22 protein-coding genes are annotated in these 23,826 nt (G+C 45.3%); 18 read left to right on the forward strand and 4 right to left on the reverse strand.

Translation table 11 applies throughout. The annotated features are described in order from the left end of the window. Nucleotides 1-260 precede the first annotated feature (260 nt). The 14 genes from A9479_RS09605 to A9479_RS09670 all read left to right on the forward strand — a co-directional run bounded on the left by A9479_RS09605 (nt 261) and on the right by A9479_RS09670 (nt 15,621). Entirely contained in the window at nt 261-551 is a 291-nt protein-coding gene (locus tag A9479_RS09605) for a helix-turn-helix transcriptional regulator (RefSeq protein ID WP_000673265.1), read from the forward strand. Further along, nucleotides 541-1,890, forward strand: a complete 1,350-nt coding sequence (locus A9479_RS09610) for a type II toxin-antitoxin system HipA family toxin (protein WP_064663302.1) — start codon at nt 541-543, stop codon at nt 1,888-1,890. The genes A9479_RS09605 and A9479_RS09610 overlap by 11 nt, the downstream gene beginning before the upstream one ends. Nucleotides 1,891-1,944: 54 nt before the next feature. Further along, nucleotides 1,945-3,069, forward strand: a complete 1,125-nt coding sequence (locus tag A9479_RS09615) for a hypothetical protein (protein WP_064663303.1) — start codon at nt 1,945-1,947, stop codon at nt 3,067-3,069. 440 nt (nt 3,070-3,509) lie between these two features. After that, nucleotides 3,510-3,815 carry a helix-turn-helix domain-containing protein gene (locus A9479_RS09620; RefSeq protein ID WP_036984862.1) on the forward strand — a complete coding sequence of 102 codons (306 nt, stop codon included), beginning with the start codon at nt 3,510-3,512 and terminating at the stop codon, nt 3,813-3,815. Then, nucleotides 3,812-5,062, forward strand: a complete 1,251-nt coding sequence (locus tag A9479_RS09625; RefSeq protein WP_064663304.1) for a type II toxin-antitoxin system HipA family toxin — start codon at nt 3,812-3,814, stop codon at nt 5,060-5,062. The genes A9479_RS09620 and A9479_RS09625 overlap by 4 nt, the downstream gene beginning before the upstream one ends. A gap of 329 nt (nt 5,063-5,391) precedes the next feature. Next, nucleotides 5,392-5,634: an AlpA family transcriptional regulator gene (locus A9479_RS09630; protein ID WP_064663305.1), complete on the forward strand. Its 243-nt coding sequence runs from the start codon at nt 5,392-5,394 to the stop codon at nt 5,632-5,634. Beyond that, on the forward strand, nt 5,621-7,363 hold the full coding sequence (locus A9479_RS09635) for a DUF927 domain-containing protein (protein WP_064663306.1): 1,743 nt from the start codon (nt 5,621-5,623) through the stop codon (nt 7,361-7,363). The genes A9479_RS09630 and A9479_RS09635 overlap by 14 nt, the downstream gene beginning before the upstream one ends. A 272-nt stretch (nt 7,364-7,635) precedes the next feature. Further along, on the forward strand, nt 7,636-7,839 hold the full coding sequence (locus A9479_RS09640) for a helix-turn-helix transcriptional regulator (protein ID WP_033539344.1): 204 nt from the start codon (nt 7,636-7,638) through the stop codon (nt 7,837-7,839). Nucleotides 7,840-7,858: 19 nt separating this feature from the next. Then, complete coding sequence (locus tag A9479_RS09645) at nt 7,859-10,987, forward strand: type I restriction endonuclease subunit R (RefSeq protein WP_082918321.1); 3,129 nt, start codon at nt 7,859-7,861, stop codon at nt 10,985-10,987. Between the two features lie 32 nt (nt 10,988-11,019). After that, a complete protein-coding gene (locus A9479_RS09650; RefSeq protein WP_064663307.1) occupies nt 11,020-12,654 on the forward strand; it encodes a class I SAM-dependent DNA methyltransferase in 1,635 nt (544 codons plus the stop codon). Next, nucleotides 12,647-13,879 (forward strand): restriction endonuclease subunit S, encoded by a 1,233-nt coding sequence (locus A9479_RS20085; RefSeq protein WP_064663308.1) that lies wholly within the window; start codon nt 12,647-12,649, stop codon nt 13,877-13,879. The genes A9479_RS09650 and A9479_RS20085 overlap by 8 nt, the downstream gene beginning before the upstream one ends. 42 nt (nt 13,880-13,921) lie before the next feature. Beyond that, nucleotides 13,922-14,131, forward strand: coding sequence for a hypothetical protein (locus A9479_RS09660; RefSeq protein ID WP_064663309.1), 210 nt, complete (start codon nt 13,922-13,924; stop codon nt 14,129-14,131). After that, nucleotides 14,124-15,137, forward strand: a complete 1,014-nt coding sequence (locus A9479_RS09665; protein ID WP_064663310.1) for a hypothetical protein — start codon at nt 14,124-14,126, stop codon at nt 15,135-15,137. Before A9479_RS09660 ends, A9479_RS09665 begins: the two co-directional genes overlap by 8 nt. Nucleotides 15,138-15,153: 16 nt before the next feature. Further along, a complete protein-coding gene (locus A9479_RS09670; protein ID WP_064663311.1) occupies nt 15,154-15,621 on the forward strand; it encodes a type II toxin-antitoxin system death-on-curing family toxin in 468 nt (155 codons plus the stop codon). Between the two features lie 283 nt (nt 15,622-15,904). Here A9479_RS09670 and A9479_RS09675 read toward each other — a convergent pair whose 3' ends face one another. Further along, entirely contained in the window at nt 15,905-16,609 is a 705-nt protein-coding gene (locus tag A9479_RS09675) for a hypothetical protein (protein WP_064663312.1), read from the reverse strand. Between the two features lie 554 nt (nt 16,610-17,163). Here A9479_RS09675 and A9479_RS09680 point away from each other — a divergent pair. Together A9479_RS09680 and A9479_RS09685 are read left to right on the forward strand one after the other, a co-directional pair. Then, a complete protein-coding gene (locus tag A9479_RS09680) occupies nt 17,164-18,216 on the forward strand; it encodes an ImmA/IrrE family metallo-endopeptidase (RefSeq protein WP_064663313.1) in 1,053 nt (350 codons plus the stop codon). Beyond that, the gene (locus A9479_RS09685; RefSeq protein ID WP_055464387.1) at nt 18,217-18,696 is read left to right on the forward strand and encodes a PIN domain-containing protein; all 480 of its coding nucleotides are present in this window, start codon (nt 18,217-18,219) and stop codon (nt 18,694-18,696) included. Nucleotides 18,697-18,828: 132 nt separating this feature from the next. On the opposite strand, the gene A9479_RS09690 is transcribed toward A9479_RS09685, so the two are convergent. The 3 genes from A9479_RS09690 to A9479_RS09700 all read right to left on the reverse strand — a co-directional run bounded on the left by A9479_RS09690 (nt 18,829) and on the right by A9479_RS09700 (nt 21,637). Beyond that, nucleotides 18,829-19,167: a hypothetical protein gene (locus tag A9479_RS09690; protein ID WP_064663314.1), complete on the reverse strand. Its 339-nt coding sequence runs from the start codon at nt 19,165-19,167 to the stop codon at nt 18,829-18,831. A 1-nt stretch (nt 19,168) separates the two neighbouring features. Next, the gene (locus tag A9479_RS09695) at nt 19,169-20,425 is read right to left on the reverse strand and encodes a site-specific integrase (protein ID WP_064663315.1); all 1,257 of its coding nucleotides are present in this window, start codon (nt 20,423-20,425) and stop codon (nt 19,169-19,171) included. Between the two features lie 351 nt (nt 20,426-20,776). Then, nucleotides 20,777-21,637, reverse strand: coding sequence for a YicC/YloC family endoribonuclease (locus A9479_RS09700; protein WP_013466042.1), 861 nt, complete (start codon nt 21,635-21,637; stop codon nt 20,777-20,779). A 179-nt stretch (nt 21,638-21,816) separates the two neighbouring features. On the opposite strand from A9479_RS09700, the gene rph reads away from it, so the two are divergent. Then, nucleotides 21,817-22,530, forward strand: a complete 714-nt coding sequence (gene rph / locus A9479_RS09705) for a ribonuclease PH (RefSeq protein ID WP_033103753.1) — start codon at nt 21,817-21,819, stop codon at nt 22,528-22,530. Between the two features lie 14 nt (nt 22,531-22,544). Further along, nucleotides 22,545-23,189 (forward strand): orotate phosphoribosyltransferase, encoded by a 645-nt coding sequence (gene pyrE / locus A9479_RS09710; protein WP_033103752.1) that lies wholly within the window; start codon nt 22,545-22,547, stop codon nt 23,187-23,189. Nucleotides 23,190-23,826 lie beyond the last annotated feature (637 nt).

Below are 23,826 nucleotides of genomic sequence, written 5' to 3' on the forward strand. Positions count from 1 at the left end.
TACCGAAAAGAAACCGTTCAAAAATGCCTGTTTGCCCACCAAACTGCCCACCACTTGCCTATGGCTTTTACTAAATCTTAGTGGTTAGCAATGGAAAAACAGTGTCGTTTTTATGCTGCTGTTAGAGCTAAAACATAGCAGTTTTGAAGGGCTTTATCGAGTAATTTTTTCAACACTTTATTTAATAATGGATACAATAATATCCACTTTATGTTTATTTCGCTATAATGGATATGACTGTATCCATTTGGCCTTTGCGGATGAAATTTACCTTACTTGATGATACCGATGTAAGCCACGCCTATGCGGCTTATTTACGTGAGTTACGAAAGCAGGCAAAGCTGTCACGAGCGGCGCTTGCTGAGCGAAGCTGCGTACCTGCGGCCACCATTAAGAAATTTGAGCTGACCGGGCAAATTTCATTTCGCCAATTGCTGTTGCTATGGCAGACCCTTGATTCGCTAGAGAGGCTCTATCAACTCACACAACCTAGCAAAGAACGGGTCACTATGCCCTCTAGTATTGATGAGGTGCTAAAAGATGAGTTTTAAACCCATTCAAAAACTCGCCGTGACTCGCACCTTAAGTTCAGGTGAGCAGGTTGCAGTAGGGGTCTTGGCGCAGAATCGGCAAGGCGTTTTTTTTCAGTATGCAGACAGCTATTTGCAGCAGTTTGGCAATTTATCACCGTTTACCTTGCAAGCGAATACGCTAGTTCAAGCCGCACCTAAAGCGCCGCACCAAGGTGTACATGGCGTATTTGGAGATTGTTTGCCCGATGGCTGGGGCATGTTGTTACAAGATCGTATTTTCCGGCAAAAGGGCATCCTACCTAATCAATTAACGGCGATGGATAGACTGGCCTTTGTCGGTGATAAAGGCATGGGAGCGCTGTCTTTTTCTCCGGTGTCTGAGTTTTCAGCCACGACATACGCGGACATTGATTTAGCAACCTTGGGCTTAGAAGCACAAACGCTGTTCGATGCTTCGATGTCAGATTATATGGATGATAATCACGATGAGTTAGATGGGCATACGCAACAAGTGTTGGCCGCATTAGTCGCCGGTGGTAGTTCGGGTGGAGCAAGGCCCAAGGCGCAGATTTATATGCCTGCAGGGGAAACTCAGCATTGTCGAACCTTTGCTCAGCCTAGAGATGAGGCTTGGCTGGTGAAGTTTACCTCGAAAAATCTCGCGCTCGGCCATGAAGAAGGTTTGTGCGAGGCAGTTTATTTACAAATGGCAGAACTTGCTAAGTGTCAACCGCCGCAATGGCAACTCATTGAAGCACCAACTACAAGCGGTGCGTCTGCTTGGTTGGCGCTTAAGCGTTTTGATTATGTCACTGAACAGGCCGACTTAGGCAGAAAGCGCAGTGCAGGTCGATTGCATATGCACAGCGCTTGCGGGCTGCTGGATGCAGACTTTCGAACGCCAAGTTTAGATTACATTGATTTAATTAAAGCCAGCCGTCAGTTGTGTAAATCGCCAGCGGCTGGACAGCTGCAATTTCGCCGCGCCATTTTTAATCTGCTGTCGTCTAATCAAGACGACCACAGTAAAAACTGGGCGTTTTTGCAAGCGGATGACGGTCAATGGGATCCTGCCCCTTTTTACGATGTTACCTACAGCCCGCATCCATTCAACGAACACGCCACTGCTTTCGGCGGTTATGGCAAAGCGCCATCGCTTAAGGTGATGCAAAAACTTGTTACTAGTGCTGGCTTTGCGAATTGGAATGATGCAAAGCAAGTTATTGAAGAAGTCGCAGAAGCCATCAGCCAGTTTACGTATCTGGCACAGCAGCAAGGGATCAGTAAAACAACAGTGTCTGCGATTGCTAAGACATTGGAGCAGCGTAAACAAGAAAATGCAGCGCTTTTTCTATAACGATTTTGTTAAAACAAACTTTTCAATTCACCATAAATAGATAGCAAGGTCATCGTGAGCGAATATCAATACTATAAATTTGAGCGTCTGGATGGGTATTTAGATGCTAAAGCACGTCAAGCACTCAGGGCCATTTCAAGCCGTGCCGAGATCAGCGCTACGTCCTTTCAGGTGTATTACACCTACAGTGACCTAAAGGCGGAACCTTCTGAGCTGATATTAAAATACTTTGATATTGGTTTTTACTATGCCGATTGGGGCTCAATCGATGTATACATCAAGCTACCAGCAGGAACGCTTCCAGATGCGTTACTTGGCTTTTCAAGTGATGGACTTCATGTTCACGAAAACGATGAGTGGCAGTTACTGATTTTTTCCCTTGAGGAGTATGACGAATATTTTGACGATGAGCATGCCGACGAATTTTTCCAGCATTTAGCTGGGTTACGCAGCGGGTTAATGCAAGGGGATTGGCGCCTTGTGTACTTTATGTGGCTCAAAGCGTTTGATTTTAATGATGGCGTTGAGCGAGTGCCGTTAATTCAATTCGATTTTGAGCACCTCAGTGAAGAGGAGCAGGCGTTTGCTGCGCTGTATGGTATTCCCTTAGCATTGGTTAAGGCGCTCGCCATGGTGCTGAGCGAACAACCCAGTCACCAAGCCAAACAAACTCAGCTTACGCTTGATGCGTGGATCCATAATCTCTCGCAAGCAGAGAAAGACACGCTATTACGCACGTTGTTTGAGCAAGGCCAGCTAACCCGTCACCAAGCCTTAGCGCTGACGCGAAAAGAACCCGCTAACACAGACGAGATCTATCAATACTGGTTAACCTCCGCCGTCATTTCTCCTTTCATTGAGCAAGCGCAAAGTCAATTACAGCAAGAGCAAGCCGCAGCACTCGCAAAAAAATTAGCTATCGAAAAAGCAGAAAAAGAAAAAGCGTTGACGGATGTTTACAATCGGCGTGAGCACTACTGGCAGCAAGCACAAGAGCAAGCGGATCGCACTTGCGCCAGTGGTTACGATGCGGCATCACGCTATTTGCATCAGCTGTTTGAGGCCTATCAGTTCAAAGCGGATGAAGCAGTGTTTGAACAACGCTTTGAGCGCTTTGTTGTGGCGAATAATAGCCGTAAAGCGCTGTTAAATCGGTTGAGTGATTTGCTTAAACGATGAGGCAAGAGACTGGCCAAATGACGTTAGCAAAAAACTGATTGAGGGTTAATGGAAGGTTGTAAGCCCGCCAAAAGGTTTACAGATTGTTACCCATAAAGTCACTTTGTGTAGACCTCTAACCTCTGCATTAGCCCGTTCAGTAAAAATACACAGATGAGCACTTCACTTGAATTCCACACTTTAACGCGCAGAAAAGTGTGGAATTATACATTTCTATGCGCATAAAAGTGTAATTCGCAACCTTTGGCGTTCAGGGATCCATTTCATCGCCTTGGCCAACGCGCAAGCTAAACCTAAAGGTGGGATATAAATCCAATTATATTGAGTAAAGTAGGAATATAGTCCCACATGTAAATTGTTGGAGTTGCTTGGGATTCAAAGTTGGACTATATTCCCATTAACGGTTAAATAGTGGGAATATAGTCCCTTTGGTTGGTGATATGGCTAAGCGTGACTTACACAATGTACTGTTTCCGAAGCAGCGAAAAATCCTGACGCATTTTGGTGAAGACTTGCTGTTGGCGATGAAACGACGTGGTTTTACCAAAAAGCTACTGTGTGAACGTACTGGTTTTGATCATAAAACCGTGAATAAAGTCTTCGCCGGTGATCCGGGCGTTGCCATAGGCACTTACTTAAAAGTGATGGCCGTTCTTGGCATGGAAAGCAACTTTGCAGAAATGGCCGCTCATGATGAAGTGGGTATCAAGCTGCAAAACATAAAATTGCTGGAAGGTTCAAAATGAGCCGTGAAATCGTCGAAGTCTATGCCGACTGGCAGCCAATTGAAGCGCCTTTGCTAATTGGGCTGCTTGCTTACAGTGATTCAAGCCGAGGTGGCGTATTTAGTTTTGCCTACGATAAAGCATTTTTAACCTCAGCCTATCGCTTGCAAATTGATCCAATCCTAACGCTTCACTCCGGTGAACTCTATAACGATGAAGCCGATAAAAACTTTCGCGCATTTCTTGATTCATCGCCTGATAGATGGGGGCGTATTTTAATGCAGCGGCGTGCGGCGATTGAGGCGCGCAAAGGCATTCGAGCAACAAGTCGATTAAACGAATTGGATTACCTGCTGGGCGTACATGACTCTTATCGGATGGGGGGGATTCGATTTAAGCGAGTAGGCTCGGATGCTTTTTTGGACGACAACTCTGAGTTTGCTGCGCCACCAATGGCTTCTTTGCGAGAGCTAGAGCACGCAGCAATGCAGATTGAAAAAGACGATAACATCGACAGTGACGAGTATTACCGCTGGTTGAAAATGCTGATTTCACCAGGATCATCATTAGGTGGTGCAAGACCCAAGGCTTGTGTCACAGATGAACAAGGCCACTTGTGGATTGCCAAGTTTCCCAATTTAAATGATACCCATGACGTGGGCGCGTGGGAGATGGTCTGTTATGAATTGGCTCTGGCGGCAGGTGTTGACATGTATCCAAGTGAGATCAGGCAATTTTCATCACAGCACCATACCTTTTTAACAAAACGGTTTGATCGCGACGGTGAAAAGCGGCTGCATTTTTCATCGGCTATGACACAGCTTCAATACTATGATGGTGAACAATCTCACGGTGCCAGCTACTTAGAGATTGCTGAATTTATTTCCAATTGTGGTGCACAAACCGAAGCTGATTTAGCACAGTTATGGCGTCGAATTGTGTTTAATATTGCAGTGTCCAACACGGATGATCACCTGCGTAACCATGGCTTTTTATTAACGAAGAATGGTTGGAAGTTATCACCCGCTTATGATTTAAACCCGATAGTGGGTAAGCATGGCCTGCATCTGAATATAACCGATGCAGACAACACTTTAGACTACCAATTAGCCTTTGACGTAAAAGACTTCTTCAGACTTTCGCAAACCCAAGCCACGCAAATTTACGATGAAGTATTAATTGCGGTTAAGCAATGGCAAACCGTTGCTAAGCGGCTAGGGATCAGCCGAGCGGAGCAAGCCATGAAACAATCAGCGTTTAACGTTTAATGAGTCAGTGAAACTATATTTTCATTTTTAATCAGATAAAGAAGTTTTAGTTTCACTTTATGCTTTGCCTCATACTCCATGTGTTTTAACACTTCGCTCATCCGTTGGGCACCAGGGGCAGATTGGGCAAAGCCTTAGTTCACGCCACTTAGCCGCACACTAACCCTGCCCACAGAGCATTTATTGTTTTGGCACTATCTACAAACTGGGGCAGCTAGCTACCTGTACCCTCAGAAAGCTGCACGATCTGGGCATTTATCTGCCTACTGCGTCCGATTAGTACTGGCAAACTCCTAACTGAACTTAACAGATCAGTGAGGAAGCAAACGATGAACCCAACTACACAATTACCCACAAACTCAGTACACCCAGCGCGTCAGCAGCGGATTTTGCGCTTGCCCGAGGTAAAGGCCAAAACAGGCTTTGGCCGCAGTACCATTTATGCCCTGATGGCCAGCGGTGAATTTCCCCGTTCCATTCGCATTGGTGCGCGTGCCGTGGGCTGGTTAGAAAGCGATATCGACCAGTGGATTGAAACCCGCCGTATCGGTGCTGCTTATGGCCGTGGATAAACCATCAGCATCAACCCCGTTACCTGCCAGTGATATGCATAGCAACGAGCCAACATTACCGCCTGGTTTTGCCTATAACGCGCAAAACTGGCTGGTGATGCAACCAGCAGGGCAAGATAGCCCTGTTAAAATCTGTTCTTGGCTGCAAGTAGCTGCTCGTACTCGCGATCCACAAGGGGACAACTACGGCTATTTATTACACTGGTTAGACGATGACAATCGCCATCGCTACTGGGCTATGCCAGCAGAACTATTGGCCGGAGACGGCAGCGAGTACCGTCGGATATTACTCAGCCGAGGCATGCGCCTAAGCAACAGTGTCAAAGCGCGGCAGTTGCTCTCGCTGTTTATTCAACAAATGGGCGAACTGGCTACGCAAAAGGCTATCAGCGTGAACTGTATTGGTTGGCATCACCACGCTTATGTGCATCCGCGCCTCACCTTTTACCCAAGCGAACACAGCAACAACCCGCGTATGGTGCTGCAAACCATGCACCCGATAGAAGGCTTTATTCAACAAGGCAGTAGCGACAGTTGGCGGCAGCACGTTGGTCGTTATTGTCTGGATAACCCGCTATTAATTGTTGGTGTTTGTGCTGCGCTGGCTGCGCCTTTGTTGCATTTGTGCGGGGTGGATGGTTTTGGTTTACACCTCTTCGGAGCCAGCAGTACTGGTAAAACCGCAGCGCTGTATCCAGCATTATCGGTGTGGGGCGAACCCAATCAACTGCGCCACAGTTGGCGTGCCACGGCCAACGGTTTAGAAGGCACAGCATTAGCGCATAACGATGCCTTGCTGGCGCTCGACGAAATGGGCGAAGTTGACCCCAAGGAAGCAGGCGATGTCGCTTATATGCTTGCCAATGGGCAAGGTAAAACCCGTGCAGGCAAATACGGTGAAATGCGCTTACCCGCCCGTTGGCGTTTGGTGTTTTTATCTACTGGCGAAGTGACGCTCGAAAGTCACCTTGCCAGTATCGGTAAGCGCGTAAAAGCCGGTCAGCAAGTGCGCGTGATTGATCTCAGTGCCGATGCTGGAGCGCAAATGGGCGTGTTTAACCAGAGCCATGGTATGAATGCCGCCGATTTAGCCGATCATCTTAAACAGCAAAGTCGCCAACATTACGGCAGCTTGTCCTTGGACTGGTTACGGTATTTAACGCAGCACGGCGCACAGGTGCGACCCGTTTTCCAAAACGTACGCCAACACTTTTTAGCCAGCTTGCCTGTCGAGGCAGACGGCCAAGTGCGCCGGGTCGCCGAAAAGTTTGCCGTACTGGCTAGTGCTGGGTTGTTAGCCATTCAAGCCAAAGTACTCGATTGGCCAACCCAAAGTGTCGAAGCCGCCTGCTTAAATCAGCTTAACCAATGGATACTTGCTCGCGGTGGTGTAGCCGCCAATGAAGATCAACAAGCCATTCGCCAAGTGCGCAGCTTTATTGAGCAGCATGGCGAAAGCCGCTTTACGCCTAAACAAATCGGTTACAGCAGCCAAGTACGCCAACGAGCAGGGTGGATAGATGTCACCGGCCCACAAACCCTCTACCTGTTTTACCCAACTGGCTGGCGTGAAGCCACCGAAGGCCTAAGCCCAGATCGCGCCGCCAAAGCGCTGATGGCCGCAGGTTACCTAATCCCCGATGGCAACCGACCACAGCGAAAAGTCAGCCTGCCCGACAACACCCGCCCACGAATGTACTGTGTTAAAGGCAGCATCTTGGATGACTAAAAAGGCGATGAATCCTATGTAGGCTTGTCGCCTTGCAGTGCACCGCCAGTCAACCTAAAGGCTGGGCTAGGATTAAAGGCTAAGGCAGACAATACCGCTAGAGGCATTCCCGTGAACCGTTAGCGTACCAACAACCAGCACCGAACGAATAACAAATTCGCTCAATTATTTGGTTTTAACTCAAATAAGTTGAGAATAATCATAATCGTGGTAGGGTAAGCAACAGTGAAAAATCCCCAAGTTTATGGTTAAGAAAACACCGTGGAGAGAGCATGATCCGCTGCCACCTAGCCCGATTAATGGGTGAGAGAAAAATGCGCATTAGCGACGTGATGCGAGAAACCGGCCTCAGCCGTACCACCGTCACGCTACTGTACAAAGAAACCGCGCTCAAGGTGGACTTAGAGGCGCTCGATAAGCTGTGCGAGTTATTTAACTGCCCTCTAAGCGATTTGCTTGAGCAGGTTCCTAATTAAAACGACTACAAGGAATGTTATGGCCTTCAATACTAATAAATTTAATGAAGATAGCCGAGTAAAAATCCCTGCTATTCTTCATTTAATGCGTCTAGGTTATAAGTACCTGTCACTTAAAGGGCAAAGCTGGGATCTCGACACCAATATCTTCCCTGACGTATTCAAAGCCGCTATCGGCAAAATTAACCCTGGTATTGAAGATGCTGAAGCTGGTCGTTTGCTAGAAGATGTTAAACTACTGCTGGATAACGAAGACCTAGGTAAAGCCTTTTTTGAGCGCCTGTCAGAACGTTCAAATACCAAGCTGATCGATTTTGAAAACTTCAATAACAATACCTTCCATGTTGTTACCGAGCTAACGTGCCAAAACGGTGATGAAGAGTTCCGCCCAGATATTACGCTGCTTATCAATGGCATGCCGTTAGTGTTTATCGAGGTGAAGAAGCCAAATAATCGCGAAGGTATCTTGGCCGAGCGCGACCGCATCAACAAACGCTTTCAAAACCCTAAGTTCAAGCGCTTTGCCAACATCACCCAGTTTATGATTTTCTCCAATAACATGGAGTACGACGACGGCGACCCAGAACCCGTGCAAGGTGCCTTCTATGCCAGTAGTTCTTACCATAAGCCGGTATTTAACTATTTCCGCGAAGAAGAAATCTTAAACTTAACCGCCCTGTTGAAGCAGGTATCGGATGATGACGAGCTAAAAGTCTTAAAAGACAACAATCTGGAAGTGATCCGCAGTAACCCAGAGTTCCAGACCAACAAGCAGCCCGATCGCCCAACCAACCGCATTTGTACCTCTTTACTCAGTCGTGAGCGTTTAGCCTTTATTTTGCGTTACGCATTGGCCTATGTGTCTGAGTCAGACGGGTTACAAAAACACATCATGCGTTACCCGCAGTTGTTTGCCACCAAAGCTATTGAACAAAAGCTAAGCGAAGGCGTTAAAAAAGGTATTATTTGGCACACCCAAGGCAGTGGTAAAACCGCCCTAACGTTTTACAACGTGCGCTTTTTAACTGACTACTTCCAAAAGCAGCAAGTTATTCCTAAGTTTTACTTTGTTGTTGACCGCTTAGACCTACTGCAACAAGCGCAGCGTGAATTTACCGCCCGTGGTTTAACCGTTCACACCATCAACTCGCGGGATGCCTTTACGCGTGACATCAAAGCCACACAGGTGATCCACAACCATTCTGGCAAGCCAGAAATCACCGTGGTAAATATTCAAAAGTTTAAAGATGACCCAGATGTAGTCAGCACCAAAGACTATAACGTAACGATCCAGCGCGTGTATTTTTTAGATGAAGTACACCGCAGCTATAACCCCAAAGGCAGTTTTTTGGCCAACTTGAGTCAGTCAGACAGCAACGCCATCAAAATTGGCCTAACTGGCACGCCGCTATTGGGGGATGACTACAACTCACGAGCCTTGTTTGGTGATTACATTCACAAGTACTACTACAACGCGTCTATTGCCGACGGCTACACCTTGCGCTTAATTCGAGAAGAGATCAGCACCCAATACAAAATCGAATTGCAAAAAGCCCTTGAAGAAGCCGAAGTGAAAATGGGCGATGTCGATCGCAAGCTGATTTACGCCCACCCAAGCTTTGTTGAGCCCATGCTGACTTACATCGTAAACGACTTTGAAAAAAGCCGTGGCGCATTAAACGATGCAACCATTGGTGGCATGGTTATTTGCGACAGCTCAGATCAAGCCAAGCAGATGTTTGAAATCTTCAATGGCGTTTATGCCGATGCACCTATTCTGCCGCAAACATCCAATTCAAATAGCCAAGTACTCGAAGTCGCTGAGCCTGCGCCAACCAGTTATGCAGAGTCTGCTAAACAAGCACAAAAGGTAAAAAACGCGGCCCTGATTCTGCACGACATCGGCACCAAAGAAGAGCGCAAAAACTGGGTGGAAGACTTCAAAGCAGGCAAAATCGACTTTTTGTTTGTTTATAACATGCTACTCACTGGCTTTGACGCCAAACGCTTAAAAAAGCTCTACCTTGGCCGGGTGATTCGCAAGCACAACTTGCTGCAAGCGCTCACGCGAGTTAACCGAACCTACAAAGATTTTCGCTACGGTTATGTGGTGGATTTTGCTGATATTCGTAAAGAGTTTGATGCCACCAACAAGGCCTATTTCGACGAATTACAGTCAGAACTGGGCGATGAGATGGAGCACTACTCGCACCTGTTTAAATCTAAGGAAGAGATCAAGCAAGAAATCGAGCATATCAAAGACGTACTGTTCCGTTTTGATACCGACAACATGGAAGAGTTCTGCAACCAGATCAGCCAAATACAAGACCGCGATACCGTACTAGCACTCAAAAAAGCCTTAGCCGATGCACGCAGCTTGTATAACTTGATCCGCTTGCAAGGTGAGTATGACTTTCTCGATGAACTGGATTTTGCCAAGCTCAATGTGCTTTACCGTGAAACCAGTAATCACTTGGATTTACTCAATCTTAAAAACGATCTAGAAAGTGGCGAAGACACCAGTAACCTGCTCAATCGCGCCTTAGAAGACGTGATCTTCAAGTTTGTAAAAATCGGCGAAGAAGAGTTGGTACTGGCCGACAAGCTGAAAAACACCCTGCGCCAAACCCGCGAAGCACTGGCTAGCAACTTTGACCAGCAAGACCCACAATTTATCAGCTTAAAAGAAGAGCTAGAGCGCCTGTTTAAGAAGAAAAACTTAAGCGAAGTCACGCAGGATGAAATGGTTGCCAACATCGACACACTGAATAAAATTCACGACCGCGTTAAAGAGCTGAACCGCCAAAACAACCAATTAAGGCAAAAATACCTCGGCGATGCCAAATACACCCGTATTCACAAGCGCTTACAAGAGCGCCAGCAAAGCCGAAGCGATATTAGCGAATCAGAACGCAAAATTTTTGAGGCATTGGCAGGCGTGAAACAAGATGCCGACGAGCAAGTGCTCAACAACAGCCAAGTGCTCGACAACGAAAGCTACTTCGAACGGCAAATGATGCCGCTGGTGATTGGCCGCTTTATGAAAGAACAGCAAATCAAACTTAACGCCGACGCCTCGCGTTACATTAACCACCTCGTCGTCGCAGAATATTTAAAAGAATTTAATACCGGCAGCCAAGCGTGGTAATGCGGTAAAATCGAATAGGAAATAAATAGAAAATGGTTGAATTAGAATTTCAGCAAAAAACCAAAACCTTAATTGATAGCTTAAAAAGCATCTGTGCCAACTATGGTTTAGGTAACGACGGTAACGAATTTAAAATCATTACCCAAACCTTTTTGTACAAGTTTTTAAACGACAAGTTTGCCTTTGAAGCGAAAAAGCTCGACGATAATATTGCCAAAGCCGATAAGTGGGAAGAAGCACTGGCAGCCATGAGCGAAGACGACCTCGATATGCTGCAACTGCAAATGGGCGGCGATACCGCACGGTTAAAGCCGCAGCACTTTATTAGCTACCTGTTTAGCCAACAAAACGCGCCGGACTTTGCCAAACTGTTTGATGACACCTTAATCGATATCGCCATCACCAATAACGATGTATTCGCGGTAAAAACCGATGGTGGCGCAAAAGTGGTGCTGTTCGACCGCATCAGCCAATACATTGCTGACGATTCAAAACGCGACGCCTTCTGCCGCGCCATTATCAATAAACTGGTTGAGTTCAGCTTTGAGCGTATCTTCACGCAAAAATTCGACTTCTACGCCACCATCTTTGAATACCTGATCAAAGACTACAACAGCAACTCGGGCGGCAAATACGCCGAGTATTTTACCCCCCATGCGGTAGCGCGCATTATGGCGGAGATTTTAGTGCCACAAGCTGAGCGAGGTACCGTACGCAATGTTGCCTGTTACGATCCATCGGCAGGTTCGGGTACTTTGTTAATGAACGTGGCGCACGCCATTGGTGAAAACCGCTGTAGTATTTATACGCAAGATATTTCGCAAAAATCCTCGAACCTGCTGCGTTTAAACCTGATCTTAAATAACCTGGTGCACTCAATCCCCAATGTGATCCAAGGTAATACGGTGCTTCATCCTTACCATAAAGATGGCAAAGAGTTAAAACGCTTTGACTATATTGTTTCCAACCCGCCGTTTAAGCTCGATTTCAGCGACTTTAGAGATGAGCTAGACAGCAAGGAAAACAAAGAACGCTTCTTTGCTGGTATTCCTAAAGCACCGGCGAAAGCAAAAGACAAAATGGCGATCTACTCGCTGTTTTTACAACACATCATTGCCTCACTTAAACCAAACGGCAAAGCAGCAGTCGTGGTGCCAACGGGGTTTATTACCGCCCAATCCGGTATCGACAAAAAAATCCGTGAGCACTTGGTGAAAAACAAAATGCTGGCGGGTGTTGTTTCTATGCCATCCAACATCTTCGCCACTACCGGCACCAACGTATCCATTCTGTTTATCGATGCCAGCAACGATGGCGATGTAGTACTGGTGGACGCCTCCAACTTGGGCGAAAAAGTTAAAGATGGTAAAAACCAAAAAACCGTATTAACAACAGCAGAAGAACAACAAATTATTGATGTGTTTAACGCCAAAGAAACCATCGAGGATCTATCGGTAGCGGTGAGTTATGACGACATCGAAGCCAAAAACTTCAGCTTGAGTGCAGGCCAATACTTTGATGTCAAAATCGAATATGTGGATATTACCCCAGAACAGTTTGCTGAAAAGATGCAGGGCTTTACCAGCAACTTGGATAGTCTGTTTAATCAGTCTCGTGAATTGGAAACGGAGATTAAAAAGCAATTGGCGGGGTTGAAGTATGAGTGAGTATCGCCTTAAAGATTTAGTTAAAATTAAAAACGGTCGAGATCATAAAAGCCTTGCTGATGGTGTCTACCCTGTTTATGGCAGTGGTGGCTTAATGAGAATGGTGGATAGTTATCTGTATGATAAGCCGAGCATTTTACTCCCACGAAAAGGCACTCTGAATAACATTCAGTATTCAGACCAACCGTTTTGGACAGTAGATACCCTTTACTACACCGAAATTAATCAAAACAAAGTTGATGCTTATTACCTTTACTATTACTTAAAGTTGTTAGATTTAAATTCTTTATCTAGCGGTACAGGTGTGCCGAGTATGACTTTTGGTGCTTACAATGGGATTAAGGTCAAACTACCTCAACTAGATATTCAGAAGAAAATTTCGACCTTGTTGCGTGCAATCGACAAAAAAATCGAACTCAACAACCGCATCAACGCCGAACTAGAAGCCATGGCCAAAACTCTGTACGACTACTGGTTTGTACAGTTCGACTTCCCCGACGACTCACCACAAGGCCAAGGCAAACCCTACAAAACCTCTGGCGGTAAAATGGTCTACAACCCAACCCTAAAGCGGGAAATACCGGAGGGGTGGGAAGTTGATACTTTATCAAGCTGGATAGCATCCGATAAAACGGGGGACTGGGGAAAGGAAGAACAGGAAGGAAACTACACCCTTCAAGTCGACTGTATAAGGGGGGCAGATATTAATGGACTAAACGGCAATGGGAAAATTGCGGCTCCTAATCGCTTTATCCTTGAAAAGAATGATCATAAGCTTTTAGCTCCATTTGACTTGGTAATAGAAATTTCTGGTGGCAGTCCAACTCAGTCTACAGGGCGAATGGCTTATATAACTGATGATGTGTTAGACCGATTTACTCATCCATTAATTTGTTCAAATTTTTGTAAGGCAATATCCCTTCGTAATAAAGACTTATTCTATTGTTTTGCTTACCTTTGGAACGACCTATATGGCAATGGAGTATTGTTTGGATGGGAAGGGAAAACAAGCGGAATCAAAAACTTACTATTTGATTCATTTGTAACCAAGCACCAAGTACCCATTCCACCTATGGGTTTAGCGAAGCAATTTTTTGATTTCGCAGCTCCACTTGAACAACAGAAGCAAACTCTTCTTAAAGAGAATGCTAGGTTAGAGTCATTACGAGACTGGCTTCTCCCCATGCTAATGAACGGCCAAGTCACCGTTGGGGAGGCAAGCTAAAATGTTAAACCCTAACACCCCACCGCTTAATCAGGAGGCAGCATGAAATTTAACTTTGCACACTTAGGCGGTATTGATAAAGGCACCGTTGAACTGGGCGATTTAACCGTGATTTGTGGCCCCAATAATATGGGTAAAACCTATATTAGCTATGCCATCTATGGCTTGTTACGTCATTTTAAACAGTGGATTGATTTGTCGGTCTCCCGTGAGCGTTTAGCGCCGTTGGCAATCGGGGCTGCAAATGGCTAAAGACCTAACCGCATCATCACATGACCGTCAAAATATCCTTAACAACCGCTACGCCCTGCAACAAGCCGAGCAGCACTTAGGTTTGGGTGGTGTGAACTTTGAAGGTGAAACGGTATTCACCAAGGCACAGGTAGTTGCCTTGTATGACGTTACAGACCGTACTATTGAGCGCTACTTATCTAGCCATGCCGATGAGTTAAAAAGCAACGGCTACCAGGTGCTAAAAGGTAAAAAGCTAAAGGAATTCAAGACGATACTTTCTGGTACCGACATCAATGACGGTACCAAAACCACCGCGCTGGGTTTGTTCAGTTTTCGTGCAGTGCTCAACATAGGGATGTTACTAACAGAAAGTGAACCCGCACGCCTTTTGCGTTCACGTCTGCTGGATATTGTCTTGGATGTAATGGCTGAGCGTGTGGGTGGTCATACTAAGTTTATTAATCAGCGTGATGAAAATTACCTTGTCTCTGCTCTGCAAGAAGAAAACTACCGCCGCCAGTTCACTGATGCATTGGATAAGTACGTAGAGGTCAATAAGTGGACGTATGCACGTTTTACAAACTTGATCTATCAAAGCATTTTTCATGAGAATGCTGCTGAATATAAAAAGGTTTTAAACCTTGCAACGAAAACCAATATCCGCGAGACCCTATATTCAGAAGTGCTTAATCTGATTGCCAGCTACGAATCAGGCATTGCTCATGAACTAGAGCAAGCCAGCAATAAATTAGGCCGCAAGCTTTCGCAGAAAGAGGCGGAGGGTCTGTTTGCGAGTTTCGAAAGCCATCCTCTGTTTAAACCACTGATTTTGGATGCCAGAACTAAAATGGCCAGTCGCGATTTGTGCTTCCGTGATGCCTTGCATGAAAAGCTGGAAGCTTACATTCAATCGGTACCCGAAGCTGATTTTGATCGCTTCTTGGGTGAGAAGAGCCGTTCTTTGGAAGAGCAATTGAGTGATCCAGAAACATTGGCCGTACTCAAACGCTTGAAAGATCGATAAGCAAAGGAATGTGGCTATGAGCGATTCTACAGACACAGGCTTACGGTTCTTCTATTTCGATGTGGCGCATGCGATTGGCGTTCACGATTGGATCATAGAGCATTCTGGCGGGCTAGCAGGCACCAAAGACGTTGGTCAGTTAGCCAGCCCCTTAGAACACATACAAAATGACTGCTATTACCCAGAATTGGAGGACAAGCTGACTCACTTGGTATTCTCCATTAATAAAAACCATGCTTTTAATGATGGCAATAAACGATCATCTTTGGTGTTAGGCGCTTATTTCCTTGAACTAAACGGTTTTGACTATGTGGTAAAACGCTTTGCCAAAGAAATGGAAAACATCGTCGTTTGGGTTGCAGATAACGTGATCGACAAGGATCTATTACGTCAGATCATCAGCTCAATACTTTATGACGACGATTATCCAGAGTCCGTTAAATTGGCTATATTTGAAGCGATCGAAGCAGCTAAAGATTACTAACCATTTCGTGGATCATCACGAGATGGTACGAGTATATGGCCATTTAGCATTGTTAATATTAAAATCGCACCAACAACACCCCTCCCGCTACCCTTTAGAACAGCGCCCTGTGAGGGGTTACTCGTTTCTGGGGCTTGTGATTTCGGGTAGTTTTTAAGAGATAAGCCCCAGTCTTAACGGCGACTGAGGCGCAGCCACGAGCCAAAACACTAGGTAAAGGCTCAACCAGCTTTAAATAGCTTGAGTGAAATTGTGATTTTCTTCAAAACAAATATCAAGCTATTTAGCCTTGTTGTTGAGTTTCCTTCTCGTTACCAAAGCATTTGTTCGTAATCCACACATCATTCTCCGGCCCACAAAGGTGGTGCAGCAGCGCTAGATTGATCTGGTGGGTGATCACGTTGCCGTTTCGTTTTTGGCACTCTTTTTTCAAACCTTTCAGTAATAACCCCGTGCATGATTTGCCCACTTGCTCCGGCGAACTGGGCAGGCAAAAGGCGCGGTTTTGCTGTTTGGGGTGCAAGGTAGCGCGCTTTCCTGTTTTAGATAAAGGCGTAATGCACCAAAAGATACAGGCGTTGGCGCGCGTGTTTGCGAGCAATGTGTTGGTTTGACTCGTGCCATTCCTATCTGTCGGTAATAAATGTGCCGGCAACAAATGCGCTGCTAACAAAACTAGTCCGCCTTGCGCGTTGCCATCAATCTCAGGTAAAGGCAACCAAAACAGGTTTGGCCATTGCTCGGGGCTTTGCCATTTTTCTACGATCTCTTGTGCGCCAATGCTGCTCAGCCATTGGTGAATCGGGCAGCCTGGGTGCGCTTGTTTAACGCGCGGTAACTGATAGGTCAGCCAGCGGGTTAAACGTTCGGCGGCATTATCGCACTGGCTTAATGCTGGGTAGAGGGTAAACGCGCCATGCCCAACCAGTAAAGCGACCACCTGCTGTATCCATTCTCTATCCCAATCGTTACCACTTGCCCATAACACGTCACTTATCACCTTATTGGTTTTTCATGCCGTCTATTTTCAGTGGTCGGGTGCAGACGCGGTGGTGAATTAGATGAAAGAAATGGCCATCAAACTAACCAGTCAAATCGGTTTTTTATGATGACCTGTGCGCGGCTAACTGTTTGATATATACAGTCCAATACAGCGCTGTTTGGCGGCATTTGGCTAGTGCAAAAAATCGAGACGCCAAACGATCGTTTGCATTCTGGGTTAGAAAAAACAAACGGTTTGTACTTTGGATTCGAGGTTGGTTTAGAGTACAAAAAGTGCCAAACCTTGCTTTTTGCCAGTAATAGCAAGGCTTAGTAGCGTTGGATTTCAATCGAGACGCCAAACAGTGAATGGGCTAATTTCCCTGTTTGGCGTTTCGATCCAAAAGCCAAACGGATAGTGGTTTTGGCGTAAGGGGGTAAAGGCATGGGGAAGTGTTTGCGCGAACACGCGAATGATTGCCCTGTAAAACCAATCGACAAAAACGCCAACTTGGTTTATATTTTTAAAATTATTTTAGTTTTTATAAACCAGAGGTCTGTATGATTGGAGAGCGCATAAAACGAGCCCGTGCAGCCGCTGGCCTGTCGATGCAGGCCTTGGGTGAGCAAGTTGGTATTAGTGCCAACATGGTTAAAAAATACGAGCACGACCAGAGTATGCCTTCGTCGGGAGTTTTACTTAAATTAGCGACGGCTTTGTCGGTTCGTACTGAATACTTCTTTCGCTCAGCACAGGTGACTTTGGGTGAGGTGGAGTATCGTAAAAAAGCCTCAGCTTCAGCTAAGTTGCTAAAGAAGATTGAGTCCGATGTGGTTGACCAAGCTGAGCGCTGGTTAGCGCTTAAAAATGTATGGCCAAACTTCCCGATAGCGAGTTTTAACTACCACCCCGACGTTCCTGTTGTAAGCACTTTAGACGCAGTAGAACAGGTTGCTGCTAAAGTCCGTACTGATTGGCAGTTGGGTATGAATCCATTGCCAGACTTAATCGACTTGCTTGAGTCTAAAGGTATTCTGGTGATTGTCAGTAACGTACCCCAAGCCGATAAATTTGATGGGTTACAAGCCAAAATATCAGGGCAGCCAATTGTTGTTGTGTCCTCTCATTGGCCTGGTTGCCGTCAGCGGTTTACATTGGCGCATGAACTTGGCCACCTTGTTTTACATGGCTTACTAGATGAATCCATTGACGAAGAGATGGCCTGCAACCGCTTTGCTTCTGCGTTTTTACTGCCTGAAGTAGGCCTTTTTCAGCATCTAGGAGAGCGACGTTCGAACGTAGACCCCAAAGAGCTGTATTTCCTGAAACATGAATATGGCCTAAGCATGGCGGCTTGTTTGTATCGCAGTGCCGACCTTGGTGTGATCACCGAAGAGAAAAAACGCCAAATATTTATACAGTTCTCAAAAAACGGTTGGCGTAAGCAGGAGCCAGGGAATCCTTATCCACAAGAACAGACATTATTGTTTGAGCAGTTGGTTTATCGTGCATTGGCAGAGGGAATTGTTAGTGAATCCAAAGCCGCTGAGCTGTTACAGATGTCAGTAATGGCATTGCATAAGCAGCGTCAAATGTTGACTGAGGCGGTGTAAATGTATTTGTTGATCAGTGATGCCAATATTCTCATTGATCTCGAAGAAGGCCAATTATTAGAAGTCTTTTTCAATTTGCCTTACCAGTTCAAAGTTCCAGATGTGTTATTCCACGAGGAGCTAAGCGATCAACATGGCTATTTACTCGAGTTAGGGTTGTTGTTGGGTGAGTTAAGCCCGGAGTCTATGATGTACTCATTTGAACTGAGGCAAAAGTATGCTGGCCCTAGCATGAACGATTGCTTTGCACTTGCGTTGGCGAAACAAGAACAGTGTCCATTGCTAACTGGGGATATGGCGCTTAGGAAGGCGGCTGAAAAAGAAGCGATATTAGTTCAAGGTACGCTATGGGTTGTCGAGCAGCTCGTCACCCATAGTGTATTGTCAGTTGAAGAAGCTCAAGCTGCCTACGATAAAATGGCAAAAGCTGGTCGTCGCTTACCTTGGGCGCTTGCAAAACAGCGTTTAACCCAATTATAAACTTTGCATAGCCCCAATTGCCCCATTCCTTGGGGCGGTTCACATCCCTCTTATTCACCCTCTGAAGCTCGGCATATCAAGTGTTGCCCCATTGTCCCAACTGCCCACAGTAAGTGAGCAAATGGGGGCTTGTTAGTTTCGCCTGATGGGCTTTTTCGGCATGCGGCTGCGTTTGCCATCGAAAAAGGCTAATACCCTGAACCAATAGAGTGATTCTTCATAACCTAGGCTGTACGTTGGGCGTGCAGGCGGGATGAGCCCCAGTTTGCGTCCTAGGCTGACAATCACGTAGAACGTGAGTTTTAATGTCAGCCAAGGAGCGAGTACCAAGAATACCATCAGGCAATACCGAGTAAGTGCGTAGCCTATACCATAAGGCTGTTCGAGTAGGGCAATGCCAATACACCAGCCAAGTCCTGCCAGCATGGCTATTGGAAAGGTAATGGGGGCGAGTCGCATCATAAATTGCATGTTAATGCCCTCCTGTGTTGTGCTGTGAAGGGTGCTCAAAGTTCACCAGCGGTTCGATCACATCAGCCACGGTTTGATGAGCAATACGGCGCTCTTCAAAGTAATCGTGGCGGTCGTAGATACCCTCAACGCCTTTTAGCTTATGGTTAAGACAGCGTTCGGCTACATTGCCAGCAATGCCCAAAGAAGCGGCAAGGCTGCGAAAGGTGCGGCGCAGATCGTGTACGGTGAAGTGTTCAAGTTTGCCCATTTTATTGGGAGGCTGTTTTTTGCGCCCTGGCTCGCGACCAAAGAGTTTAGAAATGGCGCGGTTTAGCGTATCTGGCCCCATATGTGGACGATGGCTTGCTCGTCTGGCTGGAAAAACATAAGGCGAGCCACAAGCGCGGGCTTGCAGCTCGTTAAACCAGGCAATGGCTTGGCGCGGTAAGGGAATGCTGATTGGCACGCCAGTTTTACTGCGTTCTTTGGGTAGATCCCACACGCCCGTGGTTAAATCCATTTCACGCCACATGGCTTCGCACAGTTCGCTTTTGCGCACGCCCAACACCAAAAACAGGCAGCAAGCGAGGTAGTTATCGCGGCCAAAGCTATTGATATGGGTATGAAACACGCTAAAGGCGTAGTGAATTTCCTCTTTGCTGAGCATCCTGTCTTTACTGGACTCCACGCCCCCGGCATCGTCCACGGTAAATGCTGCGGCTGGGTTGTTCAGCGTTAAGTCGAGCTTTATCGCATGTCGAAACAGCTGCTTCATGTACATCAAGGTATCGTTGGCAATGGTAGGGCGGTTACTTTCTCGAATGCGCTCTAATACTTCGCGTACATGTGTGGGGCGCACGGCTTGTATAGGAAGTTGACCAATCACTGGTGCAATTTCTTTGGTAAAAACACGTTTGGGTATATTGGGGTGCTTTAACCGGCGACTTAAGTCTTTGGCATACCAGTCTTGAAACAACTGACTGACATTTTGGATCTCTGGGATGGTTTCAATAGCACGGATTGCTAATGGGTCTTCACCTTGCTGAAGTTGTAGCTGCATTTTAGATGATTCAAGTCGAGCCTCTGCTAAGGTCATGCTTGGATATTGACCGAGCGTGGCTTCTCGTCGTCCGTTTAGGCTGGTATACCTTAGCATCCAATACGGCATGCCAGATTTTCTTACGCAAAAATATAGGCCATTCCCATCACTGTATTTTTTGTTTGCTGTTGCGGTGCGAGCATAAGACTGCACCTGAGTTGCGGTTAGTTTTGCCATCGTTTGTTACTCTATATTCCTAAGAAATCGTTAAAATTTGCTCACCATTGCCCACCACTGTTTGTTTATCGATTGGTTCGATAGTTGAGTGATTGAACAATCTGCAAGCAGCACGATAAGTGGAGATGGCATAAGGCGGTGGTGAGATAGATGCAAAAATCTGCTCACCAGATACCTTGACTTTTTGCTTATTGAGTCAAAAAAACAGGTCTTGCCCACCATTTTGCCCACCACTTAAACAGCAACTGGTAACGGAAATCTGCAAACCGATTTGGACGGGAAAAATAAAAAAGCCCTGTATTTACAAGCAAATAACAGGGCTTTTAAGACATTCTTGGACGGGTGAAAAACCTATTCGATGTTTTGGATCTGCTCACGCATTTGCTCAATCAGTACTTTTAGCTCTACAGCTGCGTTGGTGATGTCACTATTGATAGATTTAGATGCTAACGTGTTTGCTTCACGATTAAACTCTTGCATCATAAAATCTAAACGACGACCACAAGCACCACCTTTACTCAGGATTTTGCGAGTTTCTTTAACGTGCGACTTTAAACGATCTAGCTCTTCAGCGACATCTTGCTTTTGTGCAAGATAAATCAGTTCTTGCTCAAGGCGTGACTCATCAATATTTGTTGTTAAATCTTCAAGCTTTTGTACTAACTTTTCACGTTGCCACTTAGTAATTTCTGGCATATGTGCTTCAACAATATCAACTTGCTCTAAAATGGCGGTTAATCGTGTAGTTATCATTTCTTCAAGGTTTGCACCTTCATCGCCACGCGCAGATTTAAAGTCTTCAATTACTTGGTCAAGACCACTAATAAGAGCTGTATTTACACTATCCATATCAATTTCTTGTGCTTCCATAACACCAGGCCAACGTAAAATATCCACAGGGTTAATGTCACCACTGCTTTGTTGCTGAACCCACTTAGCACTATTAATTAACTGCTCCGCCAGCGACTGATTAATTGATAATTCACCAACATGTGCGGGATTTGCGACAAATTTTAAGAAGACTTCTACCTTACCACGCTGTAAGTGCTTACGCAGACGCTCGCGAATAACGGGCTCCATGCCACGAAATTGCTCTGGTGCACGAATAAATGTTTCAAGGTAACGTTGGTTCACTGAACGAACTTCCCACGTGCCAGTGCCCCATTCGCCTTTAATTTCGCGACGCGCATAAGCTGTCATACTGTGGATCATGGATGATTTCCTACATTTTTAAATACAATATTGTAATGATTATACCGTAACACTGCTTAAGCTCTAAAGAAAATTTAACCTGCTGCATACTTTTTAAACACACTTAAATATAAATCAACATGGCATCTGTATTCACATCCACATATAATGTGGCAAATTCAGAATTAAGGGGATCGTCAATGCGTCCAAGCGAAAGAACACCTAATCAAATTAGACCGGTTACGTTTACACGTAACTACACGTTACATGCTGAAGGTTCAGTATTAGTAGAGTTTGGTAACACTAAAGTACTTTGTACCGCGACAGTTGAAGCTGGTGTGCCACGCTTTATGAAAGGCCAAGGCAAAGGTTGGGTTAACGCAGAATATGGCATGTTACCGCGTGCAACACACACACGTAATAATCGTGAAGCAACGCGTGGTAAGCAGGGCGGTCGTACTATGGAAATTCAACGTTTAATCGCTCGTTCTTTACGTGCCGCAATCGATTTAAAAGCGTTAGGCGAAAACACGATCACTATCGATTGTGATGTAATTCAAGCCGATGGCGGCACACGTACAGCATCAATTAGTGGTGCATGTGTTGCATTAGTTGATGCACTTACTTACATGCGTGCAAAAGGGATGATTAATTCAAACCCACTTAAACATATGATCGCGGCTATTTCAGTTGGCATATATAAAGGCCAAGCGATTAGCGATTTAGAATACCTTGAAGACTCTGACGCTGAAACCGATATGAATGTAATTTTAACTGAAACAGGTAAAATTATTGAAGTACAAGGGACTGCTGAAGGCGAGCCTTTCTCGTTTGATGAACTTGATGAGCTACTTACACTCGCTAAGCACTCAATTCGTGAAATTATAGATGTACAAAAACAAGCACTAGCATAAATAGGTAATCGGCGATGAAAGAATATCAAAAAGAGTTTATTGAATTTGCTTTAGAAAAGCAGGTATTAAAGTTTGGTGAATTTACCTTAAAATCTGGCCGTACAAGTCCATACTTTTTTAATGCTGGTTTGTTTAATACCGGTCGTGATCTTGCTCGCTTAGGTCGCTTTTATGCTGCAGCGCTTGAAGATGCGGCAATTGAATACGATGTATTATTTGGCCCAGCTTATAAAGGTATTCCAATTGCAACAACAACCGCTGTTGCGTTGGCTGATCATTACAACAAAGATGTGCCTTACTGCTTTAACCGCAAAGAGAAAAAAGCACACGGTGAAGGTGGCAGCTTAGTAGGTTCGGATCTTAAAGGTAAGATCATGTTAGTTGATGATGTGATCACTGCAGGTACAGCTATTCGCGAGTCAATGGAAATTATTGCGGATAATGGCGCAGATTTAAGTGGTGTTTTAATTGCACTTGATCGCCAAGAAAAAGGTAAAGCCGAGCTTTCAGCTATACAAGAAGTAGAGCGTGACTTTAATACTCAAGTAACTTCTATTGTTAAATTGGCTGATCTAATCAGTTACCTTGAGAATCAAGGAACCATGGATGAGCATTTAGCAGCAGTAAAAGCATACCGAGATCAATACGGTGTAGCATAAGTAAGAGCCTCGCAAAAGCGGGGCTTTATTTTGTTTAAAACTTAGCAGAACTCGCACGAATAGTTAAAGCGAGTTAATTCTCATAGTCGAGTGATTAAATTCAACTATAGCTATAAAAGCATTAGCAAATCGTATAAGTACAGAGACTGATGTTCTGTCTGATCAAGCTAAAGACATAAGATCCACAGCGGTTACTCTATTATTTGTGATCATGATGATCATTCGGGTTGTTAGCTTTCACATATTTAAGGGCGATCTGACAGTTAAACGCTTAAATACCGCGTTTATTGTTAATGAATTGATAGTTATGTTGTGTTTTTAGCACCTATCGTTCAAATATGCAGCGAACAGTCATTTATTTCAAGTTTTCTTCAAAAAAGGGTTGATCTGTTTTCGGATCTCCCTATAATGCGACCCCACTGAGACGGGGAACGCCAACGCATAGCGAGGCACGAGCTACTCAGTCAGTCGAGTAAAACTTAGTTTAAAAAACTTTCAAGTTTAACAAAATTAAGTGTTGACAAAAAAATAGGAAAGCGTAATATGCGCAGCCCTAGCGAGGTAAAGTTTAACGCTTTAATCGCAACGTTCTTTAACAATATAAAGCAATCATCTGTGTGGGCACTCGTACAGATTG

It is taken from the genome of Pseudoalteromonas sp. MQS005 (assembly GCF_001661605.1).
GTDB classification, from domain to species: domain Bacteria; phylum Pseudomonadota; class Gammaproteobacteria; order Enterobacterales; family Alteromonadaceae; genus Pseudoalteromonas; species Pseudoalteromonas tetraodonis.

What these genes read in the sequence shown, in the direction of transcription:
- A9479_RS09605 (WP_000673265.1), top strand. Translation starts at nt 261, where the DNA reads ATGAAATTTACCTTACTTGATGATACCGATGTAAGCCACGCCTATGCG.
- A9479_RS09610 (WP_064663302.1), top strand. Translation starts at nt 541, where the DNA reads ATGAGTTTTAAACCCATTCAAAAACTCGCCGTGACTCGCACCTTAAGT.
- A9479_RS09620 (WP_036984862.1), top strand. Translation starts at nt 3,510, where the DNA reads ATGGCTAAGCGTGACTTACACAATGTACTGTTTCCGAAGCAGCGAAAA.
- A9479_RS09625 (WP_064663304.1), top strand. Translation starts at nt 3,812, where the DNA reads ATGAGCCGTGAAATCGTCGAAGTCTATGCCGACTGGCAGCCAATTGAA.
- A9479_RS09630 (WP_064663305.1), top strand. Translation starts at nt 5,392, where the DNA reads ATGAACCCAACTACACAATTACCCACAAACTCAGTACACCCAGCGCGT.
- A9479_RS09635 (WP_064663306.1), top strand. Translation starts at nt 5,621, where the DNA reads ATGGCCGTGGATAAACCATCAGCATCAACCCCGTTACCTGCCAGTGAT.
- A9479_RS09640 (WP_033539344.1), top strand. Translation starts at nt 7,636, where the DNA reads ATGATCCGCTGCCACCTAGCCCGATTAATGGGTGAGAGAAAAATGCGC.
- A9479_RS09645 (WP_082918321.1), top strand. Translation starts at nt 7,859, where the DNA reads ATGGCCTTCAATACTAATAAATTTAATGAAGATAGCCGAGTAAAAATC.
- A9479_RS09650 (WP_064663307.1), top strand. Translation starts at nt 11,020, where the DNA reads ATGGTTGAATTAGAATTTCAGCAAAAAACCAAAACCTTAATTGATAGC.
- A9479_RS20085 (WP_064663308.1), top strand. Translation starts at nt 12,647, where the DNA reads ATGAGTGAGTATCGCCTTAAAGATTTAGTTAAAATTAAAAACGGTCGA.
- A9479_RS09660 (WP_064663309.1), top strand. Translation starts at nt 13,922, where the DNA reads ATGAAATTTAACTTTGCACACTTAGGCGGTATTGATAAAGGCACCGTT.
- A9479_RS09665 (WP_064663310.1), top strand. Translation starts at nt 14,124, where the DNA reads ATGGCTAAAGACCTAACCGCATCATCACATGACCGTCAAAATATCCTT.
- A9479_RS09670 (WP_064663311.1), top strand. Translation starts at nt 15,154, where the DNA reads ATGAGCGATTCTACAGACACAGGCTTACGGTTCTTCTATTTCGATGTG.
- A9479_RS09680 (WP_064663313.1), top strand. Translation starts at nt 17,164, where the DNA reads ATGATTGGAGAGCGCATAAAACGAGCCCGTGCAGCCGCTGGCCTGTCG.
- A9479_RS09685 (WP_055464387.1), top strand. Translation starts at nt 18,217, where the DNA reads ATGTATTTGTTGATCAGTGATGCCAATATTCTCATTGATCTCGAAGAA.
- A9479_RS09690 (WP_064663314.1), bottom strand. Translation starts at nt 19,167, where the DNA reads ATGCAATTTATGATGCGACTCGCCCCCATTACCTTTCCAATAGCCATG.
- A9479_RS09695 (WP_064663315.1), bottom strand. Translation starts at nt 20,425, where the DNA reads ATGGCAAAACTAACCGCAACTCAGGTGCAGTCTTATGCTCGCACCGCA.
- A9479_RS09700 (WP_013466042.1), bottom strand. Translation starts at nt 21,637, where the DNA reads ATGATCCACAGTATGACAGCTTATGCGCGTCGCGAAATTAAAGGCGAA.
- rph (WP_033103753.1), top strand. Translation starts at nt 21,817, where the DNA reads ATGCGTCCAAGCGAAAGAACACCTAATCAAATTAGACCGGTTACGTTT.
- pyrE (WP_033103752.1), top strand. Translation starts at nt 22,545, where the DNA reads ATGAAAGAATATCAAAAAGAGTTTATTGAATTTGCTTTAGAAAAGCAG.